Origin of the sequence: Paenibacillus sp. MMS20-IR301 (assembly GCF_032302195.1) — a bacterium.
Lineage (GTDB): Bacteria > Bacillota > Bacilli > Paenibacillales > Paenibacillaceae > Paenibacillus_AQ.
Map to the genome: position 1 here is coordinate 3,361,038 of NZ_CP135275.1, position 17,637 is coordinate 3,378,674.

Annotated in this window: 17 protein-coding genes and 1 pseudogene; 7 read left to right on the top strand and 11 right to left on the bottom strand. The window is 47.4% G+C overall.

Annotated elements, in window-relative coordinates; genetic code table 11:
* The first annotated feature begins 127 nt into the window (after window positions 1-127).
* Complete coding sequence (locus LOS79_RS14735) at window positions 128-376, top strand: DUF7667 family protein (RefSeq protein WP_315421066.1); 249 nt, start codon at window positions 128-130, stop codon at window positions 374-376.
* A gap of 60 nt (window positions 377-436) precedes the next feature.
* Here LOS79_RS14735 and LOS79_RS14740 read toward each other — a convergent pair whose 3' ends face one another.
* The 3 genes from LOS79_RS14740 to LOS79_RS14750 all read right to left on the bottom strand — a co-directional run bounded on the left by LOS79_RS14740 (window position 437) and on the right by LOS79_RS14750 (window position 5,191).
* A complete protein-coding gene (locus tag LOS79_RS14740; RefSeq protein ID WP_315421068.1) occupies window positions 437-2,305 on the bottom strand; it encodes an ABC transporter ATP-binding protein in 1,869 nt (622 codons plus the stop codon).
* Window positions 2,302-4,071 (bottom strand): ABC transporter ATP-binding protein, encoded by a 1,770-nt coding sequence (locus LOS79_RS14745; RefSeq protein ID WP_315421069.1) that lies wholly within the window; start codon window positions 4,069-4,071, stop codon window positions 2,302-2,304. Before LOS79_RS14745 ends, LOS79_RS14740 begins: the two co-directional genes overlap by 4 nt.
* A gap of 751 nt (window positions 4,072-4,822) precedes the next feature.
* A complete protein-coding gene (locus LOS79_RS14750) occupies window positions 4,823-5,191 on the bottom strand; it encodes a hypothetical protein (RefSeq protein WP_315421071.1) in 369 nt (122 codons plus the stop codon).
* A 499-nt stretch (window positions 5,192-5,690) separates the two neighbouring features.
* On the opposite strand from LOS79_RS14750, the gene LOS79_RS14755 reads away from it, so the two are divergent.
* The 4 genes and pseudogenes from LOS79_RS14755 to LOS79_RS14765 form a co-directional block, all read left to right on the top strand.
* Entirely contained in the window at window positions 5,691-6,638 is a 948-nt protein-coding gene (locus LOS79_RS14755; protein ID WP_315421073.1) for a hypothetical protein, read from the top strand.
* 700 nt (window positions 6,639-7,338) lie between these two features.
* On the top strand, window positions 7,339-7,719 hold the full coding sequence (locus tag LOS79_RS14760) for a hypothetical protein (protein ID WP_315421076.1): 381 nt from the start codon (window positions 7,339-7,341) through the stop codon (window positions 7,717-7,719).
* A 473-nt stretch (window positions 7,720-8,192) separates the two neighbouring features.
* Window positions 8,193-8,249 carry a hypothetical protein gene (locus LOS79_RS33060; RefSeq protein ID WP_397386794.1) on the top strand — a complete coding sequence of 19 codons (57 nt, stop codon included), beginning with the start codon at window positions 8,193-8,195 and terminating at the stop codon, window positions 8,247-8,249.
* A 416-nt stretch (window positions 8,250-8,665) separates the two neighbouring features.
* Window positions 8,666-8,860 (top strand): annotated as a pseudogene (locus LOS79_RS14765) (tyrosine-type recombinase/integrase); the annotation flags it as partial.
* A gap of 62 nt (window positions 8,861-8,922) precedes the next feature.
* On the opposite strand, the gene sufB reads toward LOS79_RS14765, so the two are convergent.
* The 7 genes from sufB to LOS79_RS14800 form a co-directional block, all read right to left on the bottom strand.
* Complete coding sequence (gene sufB / locus LOS79_RS14770; RefSeq protein ID WP_315421079.1) at window positions 8,923-10,320, bottom strand: Fe-S cluster assembly protein SufB; 1,398 nt, start codon at window positions 10,318-10,320, stop codon at window positions 8,923-8,925.
* A gap of 18 nt (window positions 10,321-10,338) precedes the next feature.
* A complete protein-coding gene (gene sufU / locus LOS79_RS14775; RefSeq protein WP_315421080.1) occupies window positions 10,339-10,776 on the bottom strand; it encodes a Fe-S cluster assembly sulfur transfer protein SufU in 438 nt (145 codons plus the stop codon).
* The gene (locus LOS79_RS14780; protein WP_315421082.1) at window positions 10,763-11,989 is read right to left on the bottom strand and encodes a cysteine desulfurase; all 1,227 of its coding nucleotides are present in this window, start codon (window positions 11,987-11,989) and stop codon (window positions 10,763-10,765) included. Before LOS79_RS14780 ends, sufU begins: the two co-directional genes overlap by 14 nt.
* Window positions 11,986-13,287, bottom strand: coding sequence for a Fe-S cluster assembly protein SufD (sufD, locus tag LOS79_RS14785; RefSeq protein WP_315421084.1), 1,302 nt, complete (start codon window positions 13,285-13,287; stop codon window positions 11,986-11,988). Before sufD ends, LOS79_RS14780 begins: the two co-directional genes overlap by 4 nt.
* Before the next feature lie 25 nt (window positions 13,288-13,312).
* Entirely contained in the window at window positions 13,313-14,095 is a 783-nt protein-coding gene (sufC, locus tag LOS79_RS14790; RefSeq protein ID WP_315421086.1) for a Fe-S cluster assembly ATPase SufC, read from the bottom strand.
* A gap of 559 nt (window positions 14,096-14,654) precedes the next feature.
* The gene (locus tag LOS79_RS14795; RefSeq protein ID WP_315421088.1) at window positions 14,655-15,116 is read right to left on the bottom strand and encodes a Dps family protein; all 462 of its coding nucleotides are present in this window, start codon (window positions 15,114-15,116) and stop codon (window positions 14,655-14,657) included.
* Window positions 15,117-15,404: 288 nt separating this feature from the next.
* The gene (locus LOS79_RS14800) at window positions 15,405-15,707 is read right to left on the bottom strand and encodes a YunC family protein (RefSeq protein WP_315421090.1); all 303 of its coding nucleotides are present in this window, start codon (window positions 15,705-15,707) and stop codon (window positions 15,405-15,407) included.
* Window positions 15,708-15,920: 213 nt separating this feature from the next.
* Here LOS79_RS14800 and LOS79_RS14805 point away from each other — a divergent pair, with 213 nt between their 5' ends.
* Window positions 15,921-16,448 (top strand): hypothetical protein, encoded by a 528-nt coding sequence (locus LOS79_RS14805; protein WP_315421092.1) that lies wholly within the window; start codon window positions 15,921-15,923, stop codon window positions 16,446-16,448.
* 103 nt (window positions 16,449-16,551) lie between these two features.
* Here LOS79_RS14805 and LOS79_RS14810 read toward each other — a convergent pair whose 3' ends face one another.
* Entirely contained in the window at window positions 16,552-16,932 is a 381-nt protein-coding gene (locus LOS79_RS14810) for a DUF423 domain-containing protein (RefSeq protein ID WP_315421095.1), read from the bottom strand.
* Window positions 16,933-17,095: 163 nt separating this feature from the next.
* Between LOS79_RS14810 and LOS79_RS14815 the strand changes: the two genes are divergently transcribed.
* The gene (locus LOS79_RS14815; RefSeq protein WP_315421097.1) at window positions 17,096-17,569 is read left to right on the top strand and encodes a hypothetical protein; all 474 of its coding nucleotides are present in this window, start codon (window positions 17,096-17,098) and stop codon (window positions 17,567-17,569) included.
* Window positions 17,570-17,637 lie beyond the last annotated feature (68 nt).

The following is a 17,637-nucleotide window of genomic DNA, read 5'->3' on the forward strand; positions in this document are numbered from 1 at the left end:
CCTTTTATTTATTCCCTTTCATCCCGGATTCCCGATAATACGTCTGCCTTCACCTCAAGGCAGGTTTGAATCGCTCCCAGCAGGGCCAGGCTGTTAACAGCAGATTACCTGAAGGAGGAGAACGATCATGCTTGCAGTTCATCAGCGTCTTGCCGAGCTGTACACCTTAAGTCTGAAGCGGCCGCTGTCCGCAGCGGAGCAAGACGAACAGCAGCACTGTCTGCATGTTAACACAGTATACTGCTGGGAAATGGCCCGCCTCAATAATGAAGCGATGCTGGCTGCAGCTGTGCAAGATTCCCAGTGGCAGCAGGAGATCAGCGCCCAGCTGCTGGAGGTTAAGGCTAACGGCAGGGCGGGTAAACGGCGCCTGTAAATAACAGCAGCCCTCCCCAGTCTTGGTACATGCCGGGGAGGGCTGCTGTTTCTGTGTCTGCTATAAGAAGCGGAACTGCGCTTCAATCAGACCGTTATAAATGCCATCACGCCGGGTAAGCTCGGCATGGTTGCCTTCTTCCTTAATTTCTCCGTGGTCGAGCACCACAATCTTATCCGCATGACGGATGGTTGAAAGCCGGTGGGCAACGATGAAGGAGGTCCGGCCCTGCAGAAGCAGCTTCAGCGCCTCCTGGATCTTGATCTCCGTCTCGGTGTCGATGCTGGCAGTAGCTTCATCGAGAATCAGAATGCGCGGATCGGCCAGCAGCGCCCGGGCGAAGGACAGCAGCTGGCGCTGTCCCATGGACAGGGCGCTGCCGCGCTCTTCCACCTCGGTATCATAGCCGCCGGGCAGCTTCATGATGAAATCATGGGCATCCACCGCCTTCGCGACCTCTTCAATCTCCTCATTCGTTGCATCCAGCCGCCCGAAGCGGATATTGTCGCGGATTGTCCCTGAGAAGATGAATGTATCCTGCAGTACGATCCCGATCTGCTCACGCAGACTCTGCAGGGTAACCCCGCGGATATCCCGGCCGTCAATCGTGATCCCGCCGCTCTTGATATCGTAGAACCGGCCGATCAGGTTGATGATTGTGCTTTTACCGGAGCCTGTATGTCCAACAAGAGCAATCGACTGTCCTGCTTTGACATCGAGATTAATGCCTTTCAGTGCAGCGCGGCCTTTCTCATATTCAAACACTACTTTATCAAAGTGAATATCACCCTGGATGGTTGGCAGCGGCGTGGCTCCCGGCTTATCCTGCACCGCAGGCTGTTCATCAAGATACTCGAAGATCCGCTCCGATGAGGCCATAGCCACCAGCAGCTGATTGTACATCTGCCCGAGCCGGTTGATCGGGTCCCAGAAATTGCTGACATAGGTGCTGAAGGCTACCAGGAATCCGACGGTCAGCTCACCGGACTGAATCAGGTAGGCTCCGAACCAGAAAAGAATCATCGTCCCGAAGCCGCCTGTCACTTCAATAATCGGGCCGAACGCCTGGTTCATGGCCGAAGCTTTGTTCCAGGATTTGCGGTTATCCTTATTCATGACATCGAAATAATGCATATTCTCTTCTTCCTGTGTGTAGGCCTGAGTTACCCGGATTCCCTGAATGGATTCATTAAGGTGGGAATTGATCCGCGAGTTCTTCATCCGCACATCCTGCCAGGCAATCCGGATCCGCTGGCGCAGCTTGGTGGATACCAGGAACATAATCGGCACGGTAATCATGACCGCCAGCCCCAGCTTCCAGTTGATCACCAGCAGGATAACCATAATCCCGAGCAGCTGTACACAGTCGATCATCAGATTGACGACCCCGTTCGTGAACAGATCCTGCAGCGAGTTAATGTCATTCGTCACCCGTACCAGCACTGAGCCGGCCGGACGTTTATCGAAAAAGTTAAATGAGAGCTTCTGGATATGCCGGAACAAATCTGAACGCAGATCATAAATCACCCGCTGGCCGATCACATTCGTATATTTGATCCGGTATACCCCGGCAATCCACTGGATCACATAGAGCACAATGACGCTTGCGGTTAAAGTGTAGAGCAAGGTCAGACTGGGATTCCCGTCCTTAGGCGCAATAGCTTTGTCGATGGCCATACTGGTGAGGAAGGGAACCGTCAGCTTCGTAATCGTCCCCAGCACCATCATCACTAAGACGAGCGGCAGCATCTGCCGGGCGTAGGGCTTCATATAACCGAACAGACGGGTGAACTGCTTCCAGTCAAAAGCCTTGTCGATGACATCATCGTCTTTATAGACGAAACGTTCTTCCAGAGTCTGCTCCTCTTCCTTGCTGTCCTCCTGCTCCGCTGCCGCATTCGCGGTTTGCTTCACGGTTTCAAGACTCATGCCGGATCACCTGCCTCTCGCTCGTTGTCTCTGGCCAAATAATCGGCATATTGAATCCGGTACACATCCTGGTAAGGCCCGGGAACCTCAATCAGCTCCTGATGTGTGCCCTGCTGAACCATTTTCCCTTCATTCATAACAATAATCTGGTCGGCATGGCGCAGGGAGGAAATCCGGTGGGCAATGATTAAGGTTGTCCGTCCGCGCATAACCTCCTGGAAGCCTGCCTGAATCTCATGCTCGGTCTCCATATCGACCGCACTGGTCGCATCGTCAAGAATCAGAATCCGCGGATTCTTCAGCAGTGCACGGGCAATCGCAATCCGCTGCTTCTGGCCGCCAGAGAGACCCATGCCCCGCTCACCAACTACCGTATCATAGCCCTCCGGCATCTCCATGATGAACTCATGCGCCTTTGCCAGCTCAGCGGCACGGATAATCTCGTCCATGCTGACATTTTTCAGACCATAGGAGATATTATTGCGGATGGATGAGGAGAAGAGGAACGTCTCCTGGAATACGGTTGAGATCTGTGCCCGCAGACTGCGGACCTGGAACTCACGGATATCCACTCCATCGAGCTTAATGCTGCCTTCGTTAACATCATAGGCCCGCATCATCAGCTGGATAATGGTCGATTTACCTGAACCTGTCCCTCCCAGGAACCCTATTACAGCACCCGGCTCTGCATGGAAATGAATATCCTTGACTGCCGGCATTTTGTTTCCGTAGGCGAACGTAACATGGTTGAATTCCACTTCACCTTTTACTTCAGATGACGCAAGATCAAGAGCTTTCTCTTTATCCCGCACATCAATTTGCTGATTCAGCACTTCAAGCACTCGCTCACCGGAGGCTTTGGACTGGGTGTAGTTATTAATATGGAAGCCGAGGCCCCAGACCGGACCGATAATGTACCAGATCAGGCTGAAGAATGCGACCAGTTCACCCAGCGACATCTCCTTGTTAATAACCAGTGTACCGCCGACACCGAGCAGAATAGCTACACTGACCGAAGCCAGAAGCTCCATGACAGGGAAGAATTTACTCCAGAGCTCGGCAGCAAAAATCTGGTTATCTTTATAACGTTCATTACGGTGTGAGAATTTCTCTACCTCGTAGGCCTCTCTGGCAAACGATTTGACCGTTCTCACCCCGGTGACATTCTCCTGTACAGCCGTCGTCAAAGAGCTTAGCGCCAGGCGCATCTCCTGAAAGGCCGGATGAATCTTGGACTCGAATCTAAGTGCTACTACAGCCAGAAACGGCATAGTGATCAGAGTAACCAGCGTCAGCTGCCAGTTGATTGTAAACATCATAATGGATCCGAACAGCACCATCAGAAACACATTCAGCAATTGAGCAAAGCCGAAGCCGATAAACAGCCGGATGGCTTCGAGATCCCCGGTCAGCCGGGACATCAGGTCGCCTGTCTTCGCCGTATCATAATACCGGAAGGACAGGAATTGCAGCTTCTCGTAGCAGGCATTACGCAGCCGGTAAGCCAGAAAGTTACCCAGCCGTCCGCCATAGAATCCATGTGCAAACTGCAGGCACGCTTTAACAAAAATTACGGCGAGCACACTGAGGGCGAGTACAGGCACCTCAGTAAACTTCAGGGGTACAATAACGTCATCAATCAGTCTCCTTAACAAATTTGGGGTTATAAGCCCCACTGCAGTTGCGGCCGCCAAACACACAATCGACAGAATCAAATAATGCAGCTTCTCCCGATAAAAGCCCCGCAGTTGCCTGAGAACATCCATATCTCTCCTCCTCAAAGCTTTACGAAGTAAAGCTCGCCTCGTAAGCATAATCTTAGCTTTACGAAGTATAACTTACCCGTAAGCACGTTGATGCCCGCATTTTGCGCAGTAAAGCTGACATGCTGAGCCATCTTTTTTAGCGCTTTCAATTTAGGGACTTTAAGCAGTTTATCACCCATAATTTAATGCGGCAAAGGGGAGAATTCATCGTATTGCCGCTTTTTTCCGAATAAAAAGGGCTTAACCAGGCAGAAAAGGGCACTCATAGCTTTAATTCCTCCAATTTCCTCCTGAATGCTGTACAATTAAGATTTAGCAAGATTCTGCGCGGATGAACCAGGCTTAGATTGGAATTCACTTCCTTTCTAGGTTACGGCTCAGCATCTTTGCAGGACGTGTTGGTATAGTGGAAAAAAAGTTCATCTAAAAAAGACTTTTTTTATAAAGAACTCGCATGGGCACTTTGGTCGATTTCGGTGAACCATTACTAGTAGTGGTAGAACCGGGTTGGCTGGAGGAGGCTCCGGAAACCCACTGCCGCCTGACTAGGAAGAGTTTGAATTATAGATTTGCTCAAAAAAAACCAAGCCCGCAGAATGAATAGCCGGGCTTGGTTTAATATTATGTTCTTCTCAAATGTTTCTTCGGTTTAGAACTTTGTCCATCCAATCTGTATGTTCATCTATCCATTGTAGCAGTAACCTCGAGAGCCGCGTTTGCAGCTCCGAAAATCAGTTAAATTTATTTCGGCTTATCCTGACGCCAAAGCATAAATCTGATATGAAATCCCATGCAAATACCCGTCAATATCACTAATAGCAACTTGTGCACTAAATCGGATTGTTCCAGGATCCAAGATGAAAGCACTAGCATTGTTAACAGCCCAAGCAGCATCAACTGATGGTCCTACATTCCTTATTGATGATAATGAAGCACTGGCTGTGATTTTTTCAAATTGTCTAGCTACTCGAATATCAATGATAACATCTTCATAAGCCCAATTTTGTCCCGTTCCTTTAAACGTAAAGGTTGCAAAATCACTAAAGAGAACCAAAATTTTACCATAGGCCACTGGGATCTCTATAAATTTTGGTTGAATGTTTCCGAGATAAATCGTCAACTTAGCCACTCCGTTCATAAATAGTTATTTTCAATTATATTCAGCGGGGCTTTTGAATATGAATTGTCAAAATATTACGAACCAATATCCTAATTTAAATATTATCTCCTAATCTGGTCAGTAAAAAGTTCATCTTTTACTTACCTTCCGTTCCTGCTTTCCAGAAAAGCTACATTTGAGTGGTTTGTCGTTATCGTCGTGGGATTTTATGCTGCGCTCCGACTCTCAAGGTGTAACTTCGATCATTGGGGATCTTTAGCTGCCAAGGGTGACTATATCTTTGGACATTTGTTCGGTGCTATTGGCATTACGGCACAAAAAAAAGAGCTGCTTTTCAGTACCCCTTAGACGCTGACCTATATCTATGTGTGCCTACATAATTACAACCGCTAAAGGATCCAGATATATAACTTCACACCAATATTTACACCGAAATTTATTAACCTTTTCAGAGCATAATACCTTTCGAAATACTAAACAATGAAATGGAGTGATTTAATTGTCAGATTGTTCTTCATTTGAAGCAGAAATCAAATCTTTTACAGACACAATTCCCAAAACAATCCAAGATAGGACCGATTCAGTAAAAATCAGTACCGAAAAAAAGGCAGAGGATATAGCTAAAGAAAATCCAACTGATACAGGTGTATTTTTTAAAATTGAAGTAACGTGGACGGAAAAACCGATTAGTTTTCACCTTCCATCTGTAACATTTAAAGATACACCTATATCTTTCGATCTTCCCACCATGGAAATGCGAAATAAGGATATTATTTTTCATGTTCCTGAATGCAGGATGGAAGACAGAGTTGTTGGACGGTATCCAGAATTCCACGGACTCGGACATATTGTTTGGAAAGATATAATTACTTCCGTTCCAGTTTGCGAAAATAAGGAACAAAAGATAATCATAGGTGTTCCAGAAGTAAAAATGAAAAGGCAAGAATTCAGTATGGGGTTGCCCGTTTTCTCTATGGTGAAAACAGAAATAAAGTTAAAATATCCAGAGTTTAAATTTGTGAATGTGAGAGTTGAAATGAAGAAAAAAGGTGAAAAGTTAGAAAATGAAACGCAGGTCGAGTTGAAAAGCTCACTTTCCCAAGCACAATTTCAAGTAACAAATCAATTTAAAGAAAAGCACACTAAACTTTTTGATTGTCTAAGATCTACATTATTAGATGACTCAAAAAATGCGCTACTTGGAATAGATGCAATCATTATTGGCTTTAAAGCCTCAATCACGGAAATGAAAAGTAAAAATGTACCTGCAGACAATGAAATGCTAGTCAACACTGAGGGTCATTTAAAGAATATGATATTACAGCGTACAAAAGTTGAGGAACAATTCAAGCCAGCCCTGGATAAGCTAAACGAAGCTCAAAAAAAATCCTTTGAGGATTTTGTTAGTAAATTTAAATTAGATATTTCTGAACCAGTTCCTGTATAAACAATACAATTTCTTTAAAAAATAAATTGTCAGTTTGCTTTCATCTATAAAATGAAGCGAAATAACAGCTTGTTTTTTACAACTCCAGCATTTGATATAATCTTCTGCAAAATTAGAAAAATTGGTATATAAAAACGTTATGCCACTAACGCCCAGGGAGTTGCTAGCATACCGCTTCTCGGCTCAATTCGCCGGGAGCAATACGGCTTCTTGCTTTGTATTCCACATTAATACTATAATACCCAATAAGCAAAGAATCGGCCATATAGCCGACATATTTAAATATACAATCCAATAGTTTTTTTGTAAAAAGAGTGCAATTTCTCCTTTTATTTTTTTTGATATTTAGACAATTCTCCTTTCTTTATTGTTGTTTTTTCTCATTTAAAAACTCTTCTTTGGACAAGTGGATGACGACAAATATTACTTTATACCCAAAAGACCAAACAGCAAATTGAATGTCGGTTGATCCTGAATTTCGAAAGTCTATAATTACAAGGCCTGACTGAGCTTACTACTAATGAGAGATAACAAAAAAACAGCTAATCCTTGACATGTATTAGCTGGTTTTTGTTTTTAAATTACTTTCAAAATTTAGGTTTATTTTTTATTTGTTATAGATAGTCTGATCTGCACGCTTCTTTCAAATCAAGAATATACATAAAATACCTAGGCAGATATCTAAAGGAGTGAAATTATTATGAATTACCCTTTTCCTGTACCAAATTCTATCGGTTATCAAAATTATGTCGCATATTCTAAAGAATATAGAGCCGATGTGCACCTCAATAAATCTAACGCCGTCACATTAGGTGCTTTCGGTGAGAGATTTAGAACATATACATGGAATAATATAACAATTAGTCCCAACCAAATTACCAATGTAAATCTATACATTCCAGGTGAGTATCCGATTTCCGGTGGTTACGTTGAGCTTGGACCTATAAATACTAATTTCTCACCTCCCCTCATCCGAAGCAACGGCACCAAAGATTTTTCAACTTGGATTATAAGTATTCAGAACAACAATACTTTTCCCATAACTATGGCATTTAATTACTTAACACATATAATAACCTAGGTTATTATATCGGAGCATTGTAACCAAATGGTTCAATGCTCCGTTTAATTTATATAAAGTTTATAATTGTTAGTGACCTTCTACTGAAGCATCGGCGATACCCTTGATGATTCTTTTAATTTTAAGTTTATTAAAATAATGAATTGATCAAAAAAACTAACCAAGGTTGAATTTAAAAAAACTTATTAATGATTTTATTGTAATTGCAAATAACACAAATTGTACAAGCCACTCAACAAAACACAGACCAACCCAAAAGATCTAATGGAAATATTAAGACAACCTGGACTGAAATTTAGTGGTGTTCAAGTTAGTAAAGAAGAACAGTAAAGAATAATTGGCTATGTAGAAGAAATACACAATAAAGAAGATTAATACTAATATATTTTTCTTAACCTTGGGGGATTGCCAAAGGCTGTTTCTCATATTCAAAAACCAATGTACGCTTAAATATTTTGCCTCGCTAAGGTCATTTGAAGATCAAAGAAATTACTCGTAATGAGTATCAGGAATGGATAAACGAATTATGAGGTCATTACAGTGAGAGAACCGTTCTACGGATACACAGTATTATGAGTTGCGCAATGAGTGATGCTGTTCATGAACTCAATATTATTCGTGAAAACCTTTTGCAAAAAATTAAAATACCCAAAGAAACAGAGGATAAGAGTAAAGTGGTTGGTTAGACGGGACACAGTTAGATTTGTTCCTAACTTCAGCTCGGCCGGTTAAAAATTCAAAATACAAGGAATTGCGACAATACGAGACCCTATTCACTTTGCTCGCGCGGACAGGAATTCGGATCGGCGAAGCGCTCGCTTTAACATGTGCCGATATCCAATTGGACACGAGAACCTTAGATAATTAAGTCTTCTAGCAACACGATGGCAGGTGGCTCAGAACAAATGTCGTCAGAGATTACTTCAAGGCTGTATGTAAACGCGTTGGGCTGCCTGTATTATCACCTCATGCCCTCCGGCATACTCATGCCGTACACCTACTGGAAGCCAGTGCCACAATAAAATACGTGTCCGCTCGTCTTGGACATAAGAGCGTCAAGATCACAGCGGACACGTATCTGCATATTACTGAAAAAATCGAAGATGATGCTCCTACTCTTTACGAAAACTACGTAAATTAAGCAAAGGGGCAAAAAGGGGGCGGCCACCCCCTTTCAAGCCCGAAAACCCTTATAGATCAAGGTTAACCAATAGACCCTTCCATCTCGAATTTGATTAATCTGTTCATCTCAACCGCATATTCCATCGGCAGCTCTTTGGTGAATGGCTCAATGAAGCCCATGATGATCATCTGGGTCGCATCGGCTTCGGAAAGGCCGCGGCTCATCAGATAGAACAGCTGCTCTTCAGACACCTTGGATACCGTCGCTTCATGCTCAAGCACGATATTATCGTTCATAATCTCATTGTAAGGAATCGTGTCCGAGGTGGACTGGTTATCCAGAATGAGCGTATCGCATTTGATATTGGATTTCGCGCCTTCCGCCTGACGGCCGAAGGAAGCGAGTCCGCGGTAGGTTACCTTACCGCCGTGCTTACTGATCGACTTGGACACGATCGTCGAAGTTGTGTCAGGTGCGAGGTGGATCATTTTCGCGCCGGCATCCTGATGCTGGTCTTTACCGGCTACCGCGATCGACAATACCGAGCCTTTGGCTCCGCGGCCTTTCAGGATAACCGCAGGATATTTCATCGTCAGCTTGGAGCCGATATTGCCGTCCACCCATTCCATGGTGGCATTCTCTTCAGCAACCGCACGTTTGGTAACGAGGTTGTAGATGTTCGGCGCCCAGTTCTGGATCGTTGTATAACGGACACGGGCGTTTTTCATACACAGAATTTCGACAACTGCACTATGCAGGGAATTCGTGCTGTAGATTGGGGCTGTACAACCTTCTACATAATGCACGAAGCTGTCTTCATCCGCTAGAATCAGGGTACGCTCGAATTGTCCCATGTTCTCGGAGTTAATGCGGAAGTAAGCCTGCAGCGGCACTTCACATTTCACGCCTTTAGGAACATAGATGAAGCTGCCGCCAGACCATACAGCGCTGTTCAGTGCGGCGAACTTATTGTCAGCCGGAGGAATAATCGTGCCGAAGAATTTCTTGAACAGCTCCGGATGCTCGCGCAGGGCAGTATCCGTATCCGTGAAGATTACGCCCTGATCCGAAAGGTCCTTCTGCATGCTGTGATAGACAACCTCGGATTCGTACTGGGCCGAGACGCCGGCCAGGAATTTCTGCTCCGCCTCAGGGATACCCAGCTTATCGAAGGTTTCCTTAATTTCGGACGGTACTTCTTCCCAGGTCTTTCCCTGCTTCTCCGAAGGTCTTACATAATATTGAATATCGTCGAAATCCAGCTCATCCAGATTGCCGCCCCACTGAGGCATTGGCATCTTGCGGAACTGCTCCAGTGATTTCAGGCGGAAATTAAGCATCCACTCCGGCTCGTTTTTGATTGCGGAGATTTCCCGGACGATCTCTTCCGTGAGTCCTTTACCAGACTGGAAGATCGACTTGTGCTCATCACGGAATCCATACTGGTATTCCTCCATATCAGGCGCTTTCTTAGCCATGGTGTCAGCCTCCTTGTTCTAATGTTGTTGATGCCCGTCTTCTACTTCAATACCTTTGCGGAGCGCGTTCCAGGCCAGAGTGGCACATTTGATCCGCGCCGGGAATTTATTTACACCGGACAGGGCTTCTATATCTTCGTAATCTCCGAAATCTGCATCTTCACCCTTCATCAGCGAGGAAAAGCTGTCAGCAAGCTCAAGCGCATGTGTGATCGTCTGCCCTTTGACCGCCTCCGTCATCATTGAAGCCGATGACATGCTGATCGAGCAGCCTTCGCCGCTGTAACGGGCATCCTTAACGATGCCGTCCTCTACTTTGAGCTGCAGCGTAATGCGGTCACCGCAGGTAGGGTTGTTAAGCTCGATTTTTAGCGCGTCATCTTCAAATGAACCGCGGTTCCGGGGATTTTTATAATGATCCATAATTACGCGTCTATACAAGTCATCCAAGTTCATAGCTGAAGTACTCCTTTGCCTTAATTAAGGCTTGAACCAGCGCATCAACATCCTGCTCAGTGTTGTACAGATAGAAGCTGGCCCGGGCGGTTGAGCTGACCTGCAGCCAGCGCATCAGCGGCTGGCAGCAGTGATGGCCGGCCCGGACAGCGATGCCTTCGGCATCAAGTACGGTAGCCACATCATGCGGATGGACATCACCCAGATTGAAGGTCACTACGCCCACCTGCCGGCCCTGGGGACCGTAGATGGTCAGGCCGTCAATCTCCGAGAGCCGCTGCTCAGCGTAGGCTGCAAGCTGCATCTCATGCCGGTGGATGTTATCGAGGCCCACCTCCTGCAGGAAATCAATCGCTGCCCCAAGACCAACTGCACCGGCAATAATCGGTGTGCCGCCTTCGAACTTCCACGGCAGCTCTTTCCAGGTCGATTCGTACAGGCCGACATCGTCAATCATCTCGCCGCCGAATTCCACTGGCTCCATCGCTTCCAGCAGCGCCTTCTTGCCATACAGCGCGCCGATCCCGGTAGGAGCAAGCATCTTATGGCCGGACAGTGCATAGAAGTCGCAGTCCAGATCCTGCACATCCACTTTCATATGCGGTGTGCTCTGCGCCCCGTCTACAACAATTACTGCGCCGTGACGGTGGGCAATGGCTGCCAGCTCCTTAATGTTATGGGTGACACCCATAACATTGGATACATAGGCAATGGCCACAATCTTGGTCTGATCCGTAATCGTCTGCTCCGCATCCTCCAGCGTTACCGTTCCATCCTTCTGCAGCGGAATGAACTTCAGGGTCGCCCCTGTCTTCTTCGCCAGCTGCTGCCAGGGGATGAAGTTGCTGTGATGCTCCATCTGGGTAATTACAATTTCATCGCCTTCCTTGAGTACGGCAGGGCCGTAAGAGGAAGCAACAATATTGAGCGCGGAGGTTGTACCGCGGGTGAAGATAATCTCTTTGGTGCTGCGGGCATTAATGAACTTCGCCAGCTTCTCGCGGGCACCCTCGTAAGCATCGGTTGCCCGGCTGCCCAGCGTATGCACCCCGCGGTGGACATTGGCATTGTCCAGCTCATAATAAGCCTTGACCGCTTCAATGACCTGGCGCGGCTTCTGTGAAGTTGCCGCGCTGTCCAGATAGACCAGCGGATGGCCGTTAATGTTCTGGTTCAGGATAGGAAACTGCTCCCGGATAGAGCTGCTAATCATTGGCCTAACTTCCTTTCCACAAGAGATTGGAGCTGATTGCGCAGTCCCTCCAGTGGAATTTGCGACACTACAGGAGCAAGGAAGCCGTAAATAATCAGTGTTTCTGCATCATGCCGTGTAATTCCCCGGGACATCAGGTAATAGACTTGCTCGTAATTGACCTGTCCTACGGAAGCGGCATGGCCGGCAGTTACATCATCTTCATCTATAAGCAGGATCGGGTTGGCATCGCCGCGTGCCTTAGGACTAAGCATCAGCACCTTCTCGGTCTGCTGTCCGTCAGCTCTGGTCGCGCCTTTCTCAATTTTGGTAATTCCGTTAATAATCGAAGACGCGGAATCCCGCATTACCGCACGGGTAATCATATCACTCGGCGTGTTTTTGCCGAAATGCTGCGCCTGGGTAGTATAGCTCAGCTTCTGCGATCCGGAGCCGACAGCAATAACCTTGGCGTCCGAGCTTGATCCGTTGCCTTTGAGTACAGATTTTGTATCGCTGGCCGTATCGCCGTAGTTCATCTCACCGATGATCCACTCAATCGTACCATCGTTGTCCACCACTGCGCGGCGGTAAGTGATATCCGTGGTATCCTGGCCGAGCTGATGCACGGTAGCATAACGTACCGTGGCACCTGCGCCGACAAATACTTCAACAGCACCGTTGTGCAGTCCCGCCTCCGTCTTATCGGATACGTAGTTATCCACGTAGGTCACGGAGCTGTTCGTATCAGCAACGATCAGAATATGCGGAACAAATGCTGCTTCAGCATCATCGGTCAGCAATACCGCCTGCAGAGGAGTCTCGATGATGACATTCTTCGGAACATAGAGGAATACCCCGCCGTTCCATAATGCAGCGTGCAGTGCCGCAATGGAATGCTCTTCGGGCAGTACTGCCTTATGCAGATAACGCTGCACCAGATCTTCATGCTCTTTGACGGCAGACTGCAAATCGGTGAAAATAACGCCCTGTGCAGCCAGTTCAGGAGCCAGATGAGCATATACCGCACCTGAGTTCCGTTGAATAATCAGACTGCCTTGCTCCTGATCCTTAATCAGGGCGGCAATGGCTGCCGGTGCTTCGCTAAGTGAAGCGATGGCCTGGCTTGCCTTGTACTCTCCGTAGCTGTTGATATTCCAGCGGTCAATCCGCTGCTTCTCTACCTTCGGCAATTCAAGCTCAGCAGCAAGCTCCAGTGCCTTCAAGCGGCTGTCCTTCAGCCAGCCCGGTTCGCCGCTGCTCTGCGATAGCTCGCCTAGCTGCTGGGCATCCACGGGAAGAATGGTTTGCGTCGTCATAAGTGGTTTCCTCCTTCCAGCGTTTCTAAGCTTCTTGTCCTACAGTTTCGTCTTCAATGCCGAGTTCTTCCTTAATCCATTCATAGCCTTCTGCTTCCAGACGCTGTGCAAGCTCAGGTCCTCCGGACTTCACAATCCGGCCCTGCATCATAACATGCACGTAATCAGGCTTAATATAGTTAAGCAAACGCTGGTAGTGAGTGATAACCAGGAAGCCGCGTTCCGGGCTGCGCATGGAATTCACGCCTTCAGCAACAATTTTGAGTGCGTCGATATCAAGACCGGAGTCGATTTCATCAAGAATGACGATCTTCGGATCCAGCATCATCATTTGGAGAATCTCGTTACGCTTCTTCTCACCGCCGGAGAAGCCTTCGTTCAGGTAACGGTGCAGGAATTCCGGATTCATCTCCAGCTCCTTCATCTTAGCTTCCATCAGCCGGATGAAACGGATCAGGGAAATCTCATTGCCTTCTTCACGGCGGGAGTTAATCGCGCTGCGCAGGAAGTCGGAGTTCGTCACACCGCTGATCTCGCTCGGATACTGCATAGCCAGGAACAGCCCGGCACGGGCACGTTCATCAACAGCCATCTCCAGCAGATCTTCACCTTCAAGCACTGCCGTTCCTTCAGTAACCTCATACTTCGGATGACCCATCAGCGCAGAAGCCAAGGTACTTTTACCGGTACCGTTCGGTCCCATGATGGCGTGAATTTCTCCGCCCTTCATTTGAAGGTTAATCCCCTTCAGAATTTCTTTTCCTTCAATCGTCGCTTTCAGTCCCTCAATGACAAAATCTGCTGCCATAATTAATATTCCCTCCACTCGTCGATTTGCGAAATCAGAAAGTTGTATTGACACAGGATTTCCCTGATTACAAGCAATTAGATTTGGTATCACATTGTAATTATTATAAATTGAATCAAGCTGATTATCAATGATTCTCACTAATTTTATTACAAAGGATGTTTTTTTACAAATAACGATTTTCAATTTTCATATGCTTTATCCAGGTTTTCCCGAAAAACGGGGAATCACACATAAGAATTATATCTCTTGCAGCATAAGTCTACAAATTGCACTATATAGCTTGTGGCCCTTATCCGCCGCTTATCATGGGCAAACTCCGCTTTTCCGGTGAAATAGCGGCGCTCATGTCCGTAAGGCCGATACTCCGGTACCTTTCTGCAGGCTTAAGGTCTCTCATGTCCGTAACGCTAAGCTAAAGTTTAATAGTTCAATCTATAGCACATTTATAAAATCTCTTTATCCAAGTGTAATCGGATAAGCAGCAACAAATAAAGCCTCCCGCAGGAGGCTTTATTTGTTGGCTGGTGCTAGGCTGTTGTGCCTGGCAGCATCAGATTTAACCCAGGAATGAACGCAGCATCCACTGGTTCTTCTCAAGATCGGTGCGGATCTTGATGAACAGATCAGCAGTCGGCTGATCACTGCCCTGCTCCGCCAGCTCAATGCCTTCACTAAGCTCCTCCGCCAGTGTGGCGAAGTCTTCAATCAGTGACTGCACCATGCCCCGGGTATCTTCCTTGCCGGTAGCTTCTTGAATGGTAGCAAGCTCCAGATATTCTTTCATCGTGGCGGCCGGGCTGCCTTTAATACTCAGCAGACGCTCAGCGACCTCATCCATTTTAAGAGTAGTGTCATCATACAGCTCTTCGAATTTCTCATGCAGGGAGAAGAACTGCTCCCCCTTCACATACCAGTGGTAATTATGCAGTTTCACATACAATATGTTCAGGTTTGCCACTTGACGGTTAAGTACTTGTTCCAGTGAGGCTGTATTGACCTTATTTGATGCTTTTGCCATGAGATGATCCCTTCCTTATCCATAATTTTGCCGGCTGCTTGTCCATCATTAAGCCATCCGGTTAATCTACTCTCCAATTACCCTGCTGCCTGTAAGGCGAAACAAAGCTGCTCCTGGGAAACGCTCCCTCCGGACTACTCCGGCTGCATGGCACGGGCTGCCCTCTCCCCATAGGATAAGCCAATCTGCACCGCCTTATGCTCTCAGTTCTGCAATAAACCCGGCCCTGCAGGTGAGCCAAGGGAACCATATAGTTCCCTTAGTTCACCAAATTGCATAACCGCTGCCTTACATCATAAGAAGCAGGGCTTCCGCCCCGGTCATACCCGGCACAATACCAAGCTTTTCCGCCTCTAGAGTTACAGATTCAAGCGGAGCAGCAAGCAGCTGCGGCAGTGTCCGCACGCCTACTGCCCGTGCAGCAATAATCTGCCGGTCACTCAGCGTTTCATTGAGTAATCCTATATCCAGCGCCCCGCACATGATATAACCACGGCTGGTGCTTATGGTGAGCAGTGTTGTTTTGGGCAGCTTCACCTCTACACCAACCAGAACATGACCGCCCACCTCTACAGGCTCCATTGTAACCAATTGCGGCACCTCCCTATTTTCACAATCCACGCTTCTAAGTTATGCGCCAGGCCCTGGCCGTGTGTGGACGATGGTCCTATATGAAGGAGAAAATACCGGGGCCCTAAGTCCTTAATTCTCTGCCTGGAGGTATATAATTTTTGCTCATTAAATGGTATAGTTTATATACTTTATAATACTTGAGATCGTATAAACGATAAAGCTGGGGGATTAATGGACAAGAAACTACAACACACCGACGGCAATTATCTGTTCAATGTCGACATCCTGATTAATGCCCGGACTAACCCGCTTGCACTGCAGTACTTACTGGAATTGCTTAACAACAGTGACAATGTTACAGATTTCAAGATCAACTCCGGTCTGGAGCTCGGAAAGACGATTGATTCGCTGCTGAGATCTGCCAAGCTTGCACTGCAAAACACCCCTGCACAGGTGCCTGTTAAGCTGCCGGGCAAACCGGCGGCACAGCCTGCTGAACAGCCTGCTGAACGGACTCCTGCCAAAAAAGCGGCCCCTGCCGCACCTCTCGAAACACCAGCGGATGTCTTCGGGAAGATCAGGCAATATATCCAGAATAACCAGCTCGTCCGGTTGAGGGCGAACCGGCAAGGCAAACAGCTGTCCATGCCCTGCCGTATCCTCAATTTCGATGAAGCATCCAACTCCTTAAGCGTATACCATGTTGATGAGAAGCATGTGTATACCTTCAATCTCAATGAGATTGATGAATTTATCTGAAGAGAGAACAAGCATCCTCCCGGACAGCTCCGGACTGAGGATGCTTGTTTTATTGCTGCGGGCAGAACAGCCCTGCTTCACAGCAAAGCGGGCAGCCGGCGGTTCAGGCGGATTTGCGCGAGAAGGCTTCGGCTGCGAAGAAGATCCAACCGGCAATAAAGCACACCCCGCCAAGCGGTGTAATGGCTCCGAGAATTTTGATGCCGGATGTACTCAGAACATATAAGCTGCCGGAGAACAGGATAATGCCTGCAGCAATCAGCCGGCCGGCCCAGCGTAGCCGCATGCTCTCCCCCCACTGTCCTGCCGCCAGCCCGAGCAGAATCAGCGCCAGTGCGTGCACCATATGATATTGGACACCGGTCTCATACACCTTCAGATAATCTTCGCTGATCACTGACTTCAGCATATGTGCCCCGAACGCCCCGATTCCGACAGACAGCATCGCCAGCACAGCTCCCCAGGCCACCCATTTATTCTGCATCAAATCTTCAGCTCCCTTATCACTAGAATTTCTCCCTATCTTAACGTATACAGCCGCCCAGTTGCCAGCAGCAGGATGTAACAGCCCTCCACATAACACTTGCTTTTCAACCCATCTTATGGAAAAGTTAATCTATCCTATTCAATCCCAAGGAGTGCAGCCCATGGATTATAATCCTCCCCCGAAACCGGAAACAACCGCCGTACCGCCTGCAGAATGGAATTCACCGGACCACGCCGGGTATACCGGCCAGGAGCACCTGCCGCCGGCAGGCAATGTCCGCTTTAAGCATTCAGGACCCGGCATCGCCTCGTTTGTCATAGCTATGCTTACACTCGCAGGCTACATATTTACATTTGTGTATATCGGTGTTCAGGCAGCTGCCTTCATCGATGATTCGCGGCCGGTTAATGACGCACTTATCGCCGGTTCACCCGAAATAATTATGTTTGCAGGCGTGTCTGTACTGCTCCTTGCCGCCATTAATGTCATCGGCACCATCATCGGGATCATCGGCCTTACTCTCCGCAGCCGCCGGAAAGTTTTTGCCATTATCGGCACTATCATTAACGCTGTTATTCTGCTGATATTCATGCTGCTGATTGCGTCTGTCCTGGTTAATGCCGGAGCAGTCTAAGCCTTACCTTTGCGAAAAAAAGTAACTCCAGAATAAAACACAGCATGGCTCCGCAAACCGGAGTCATG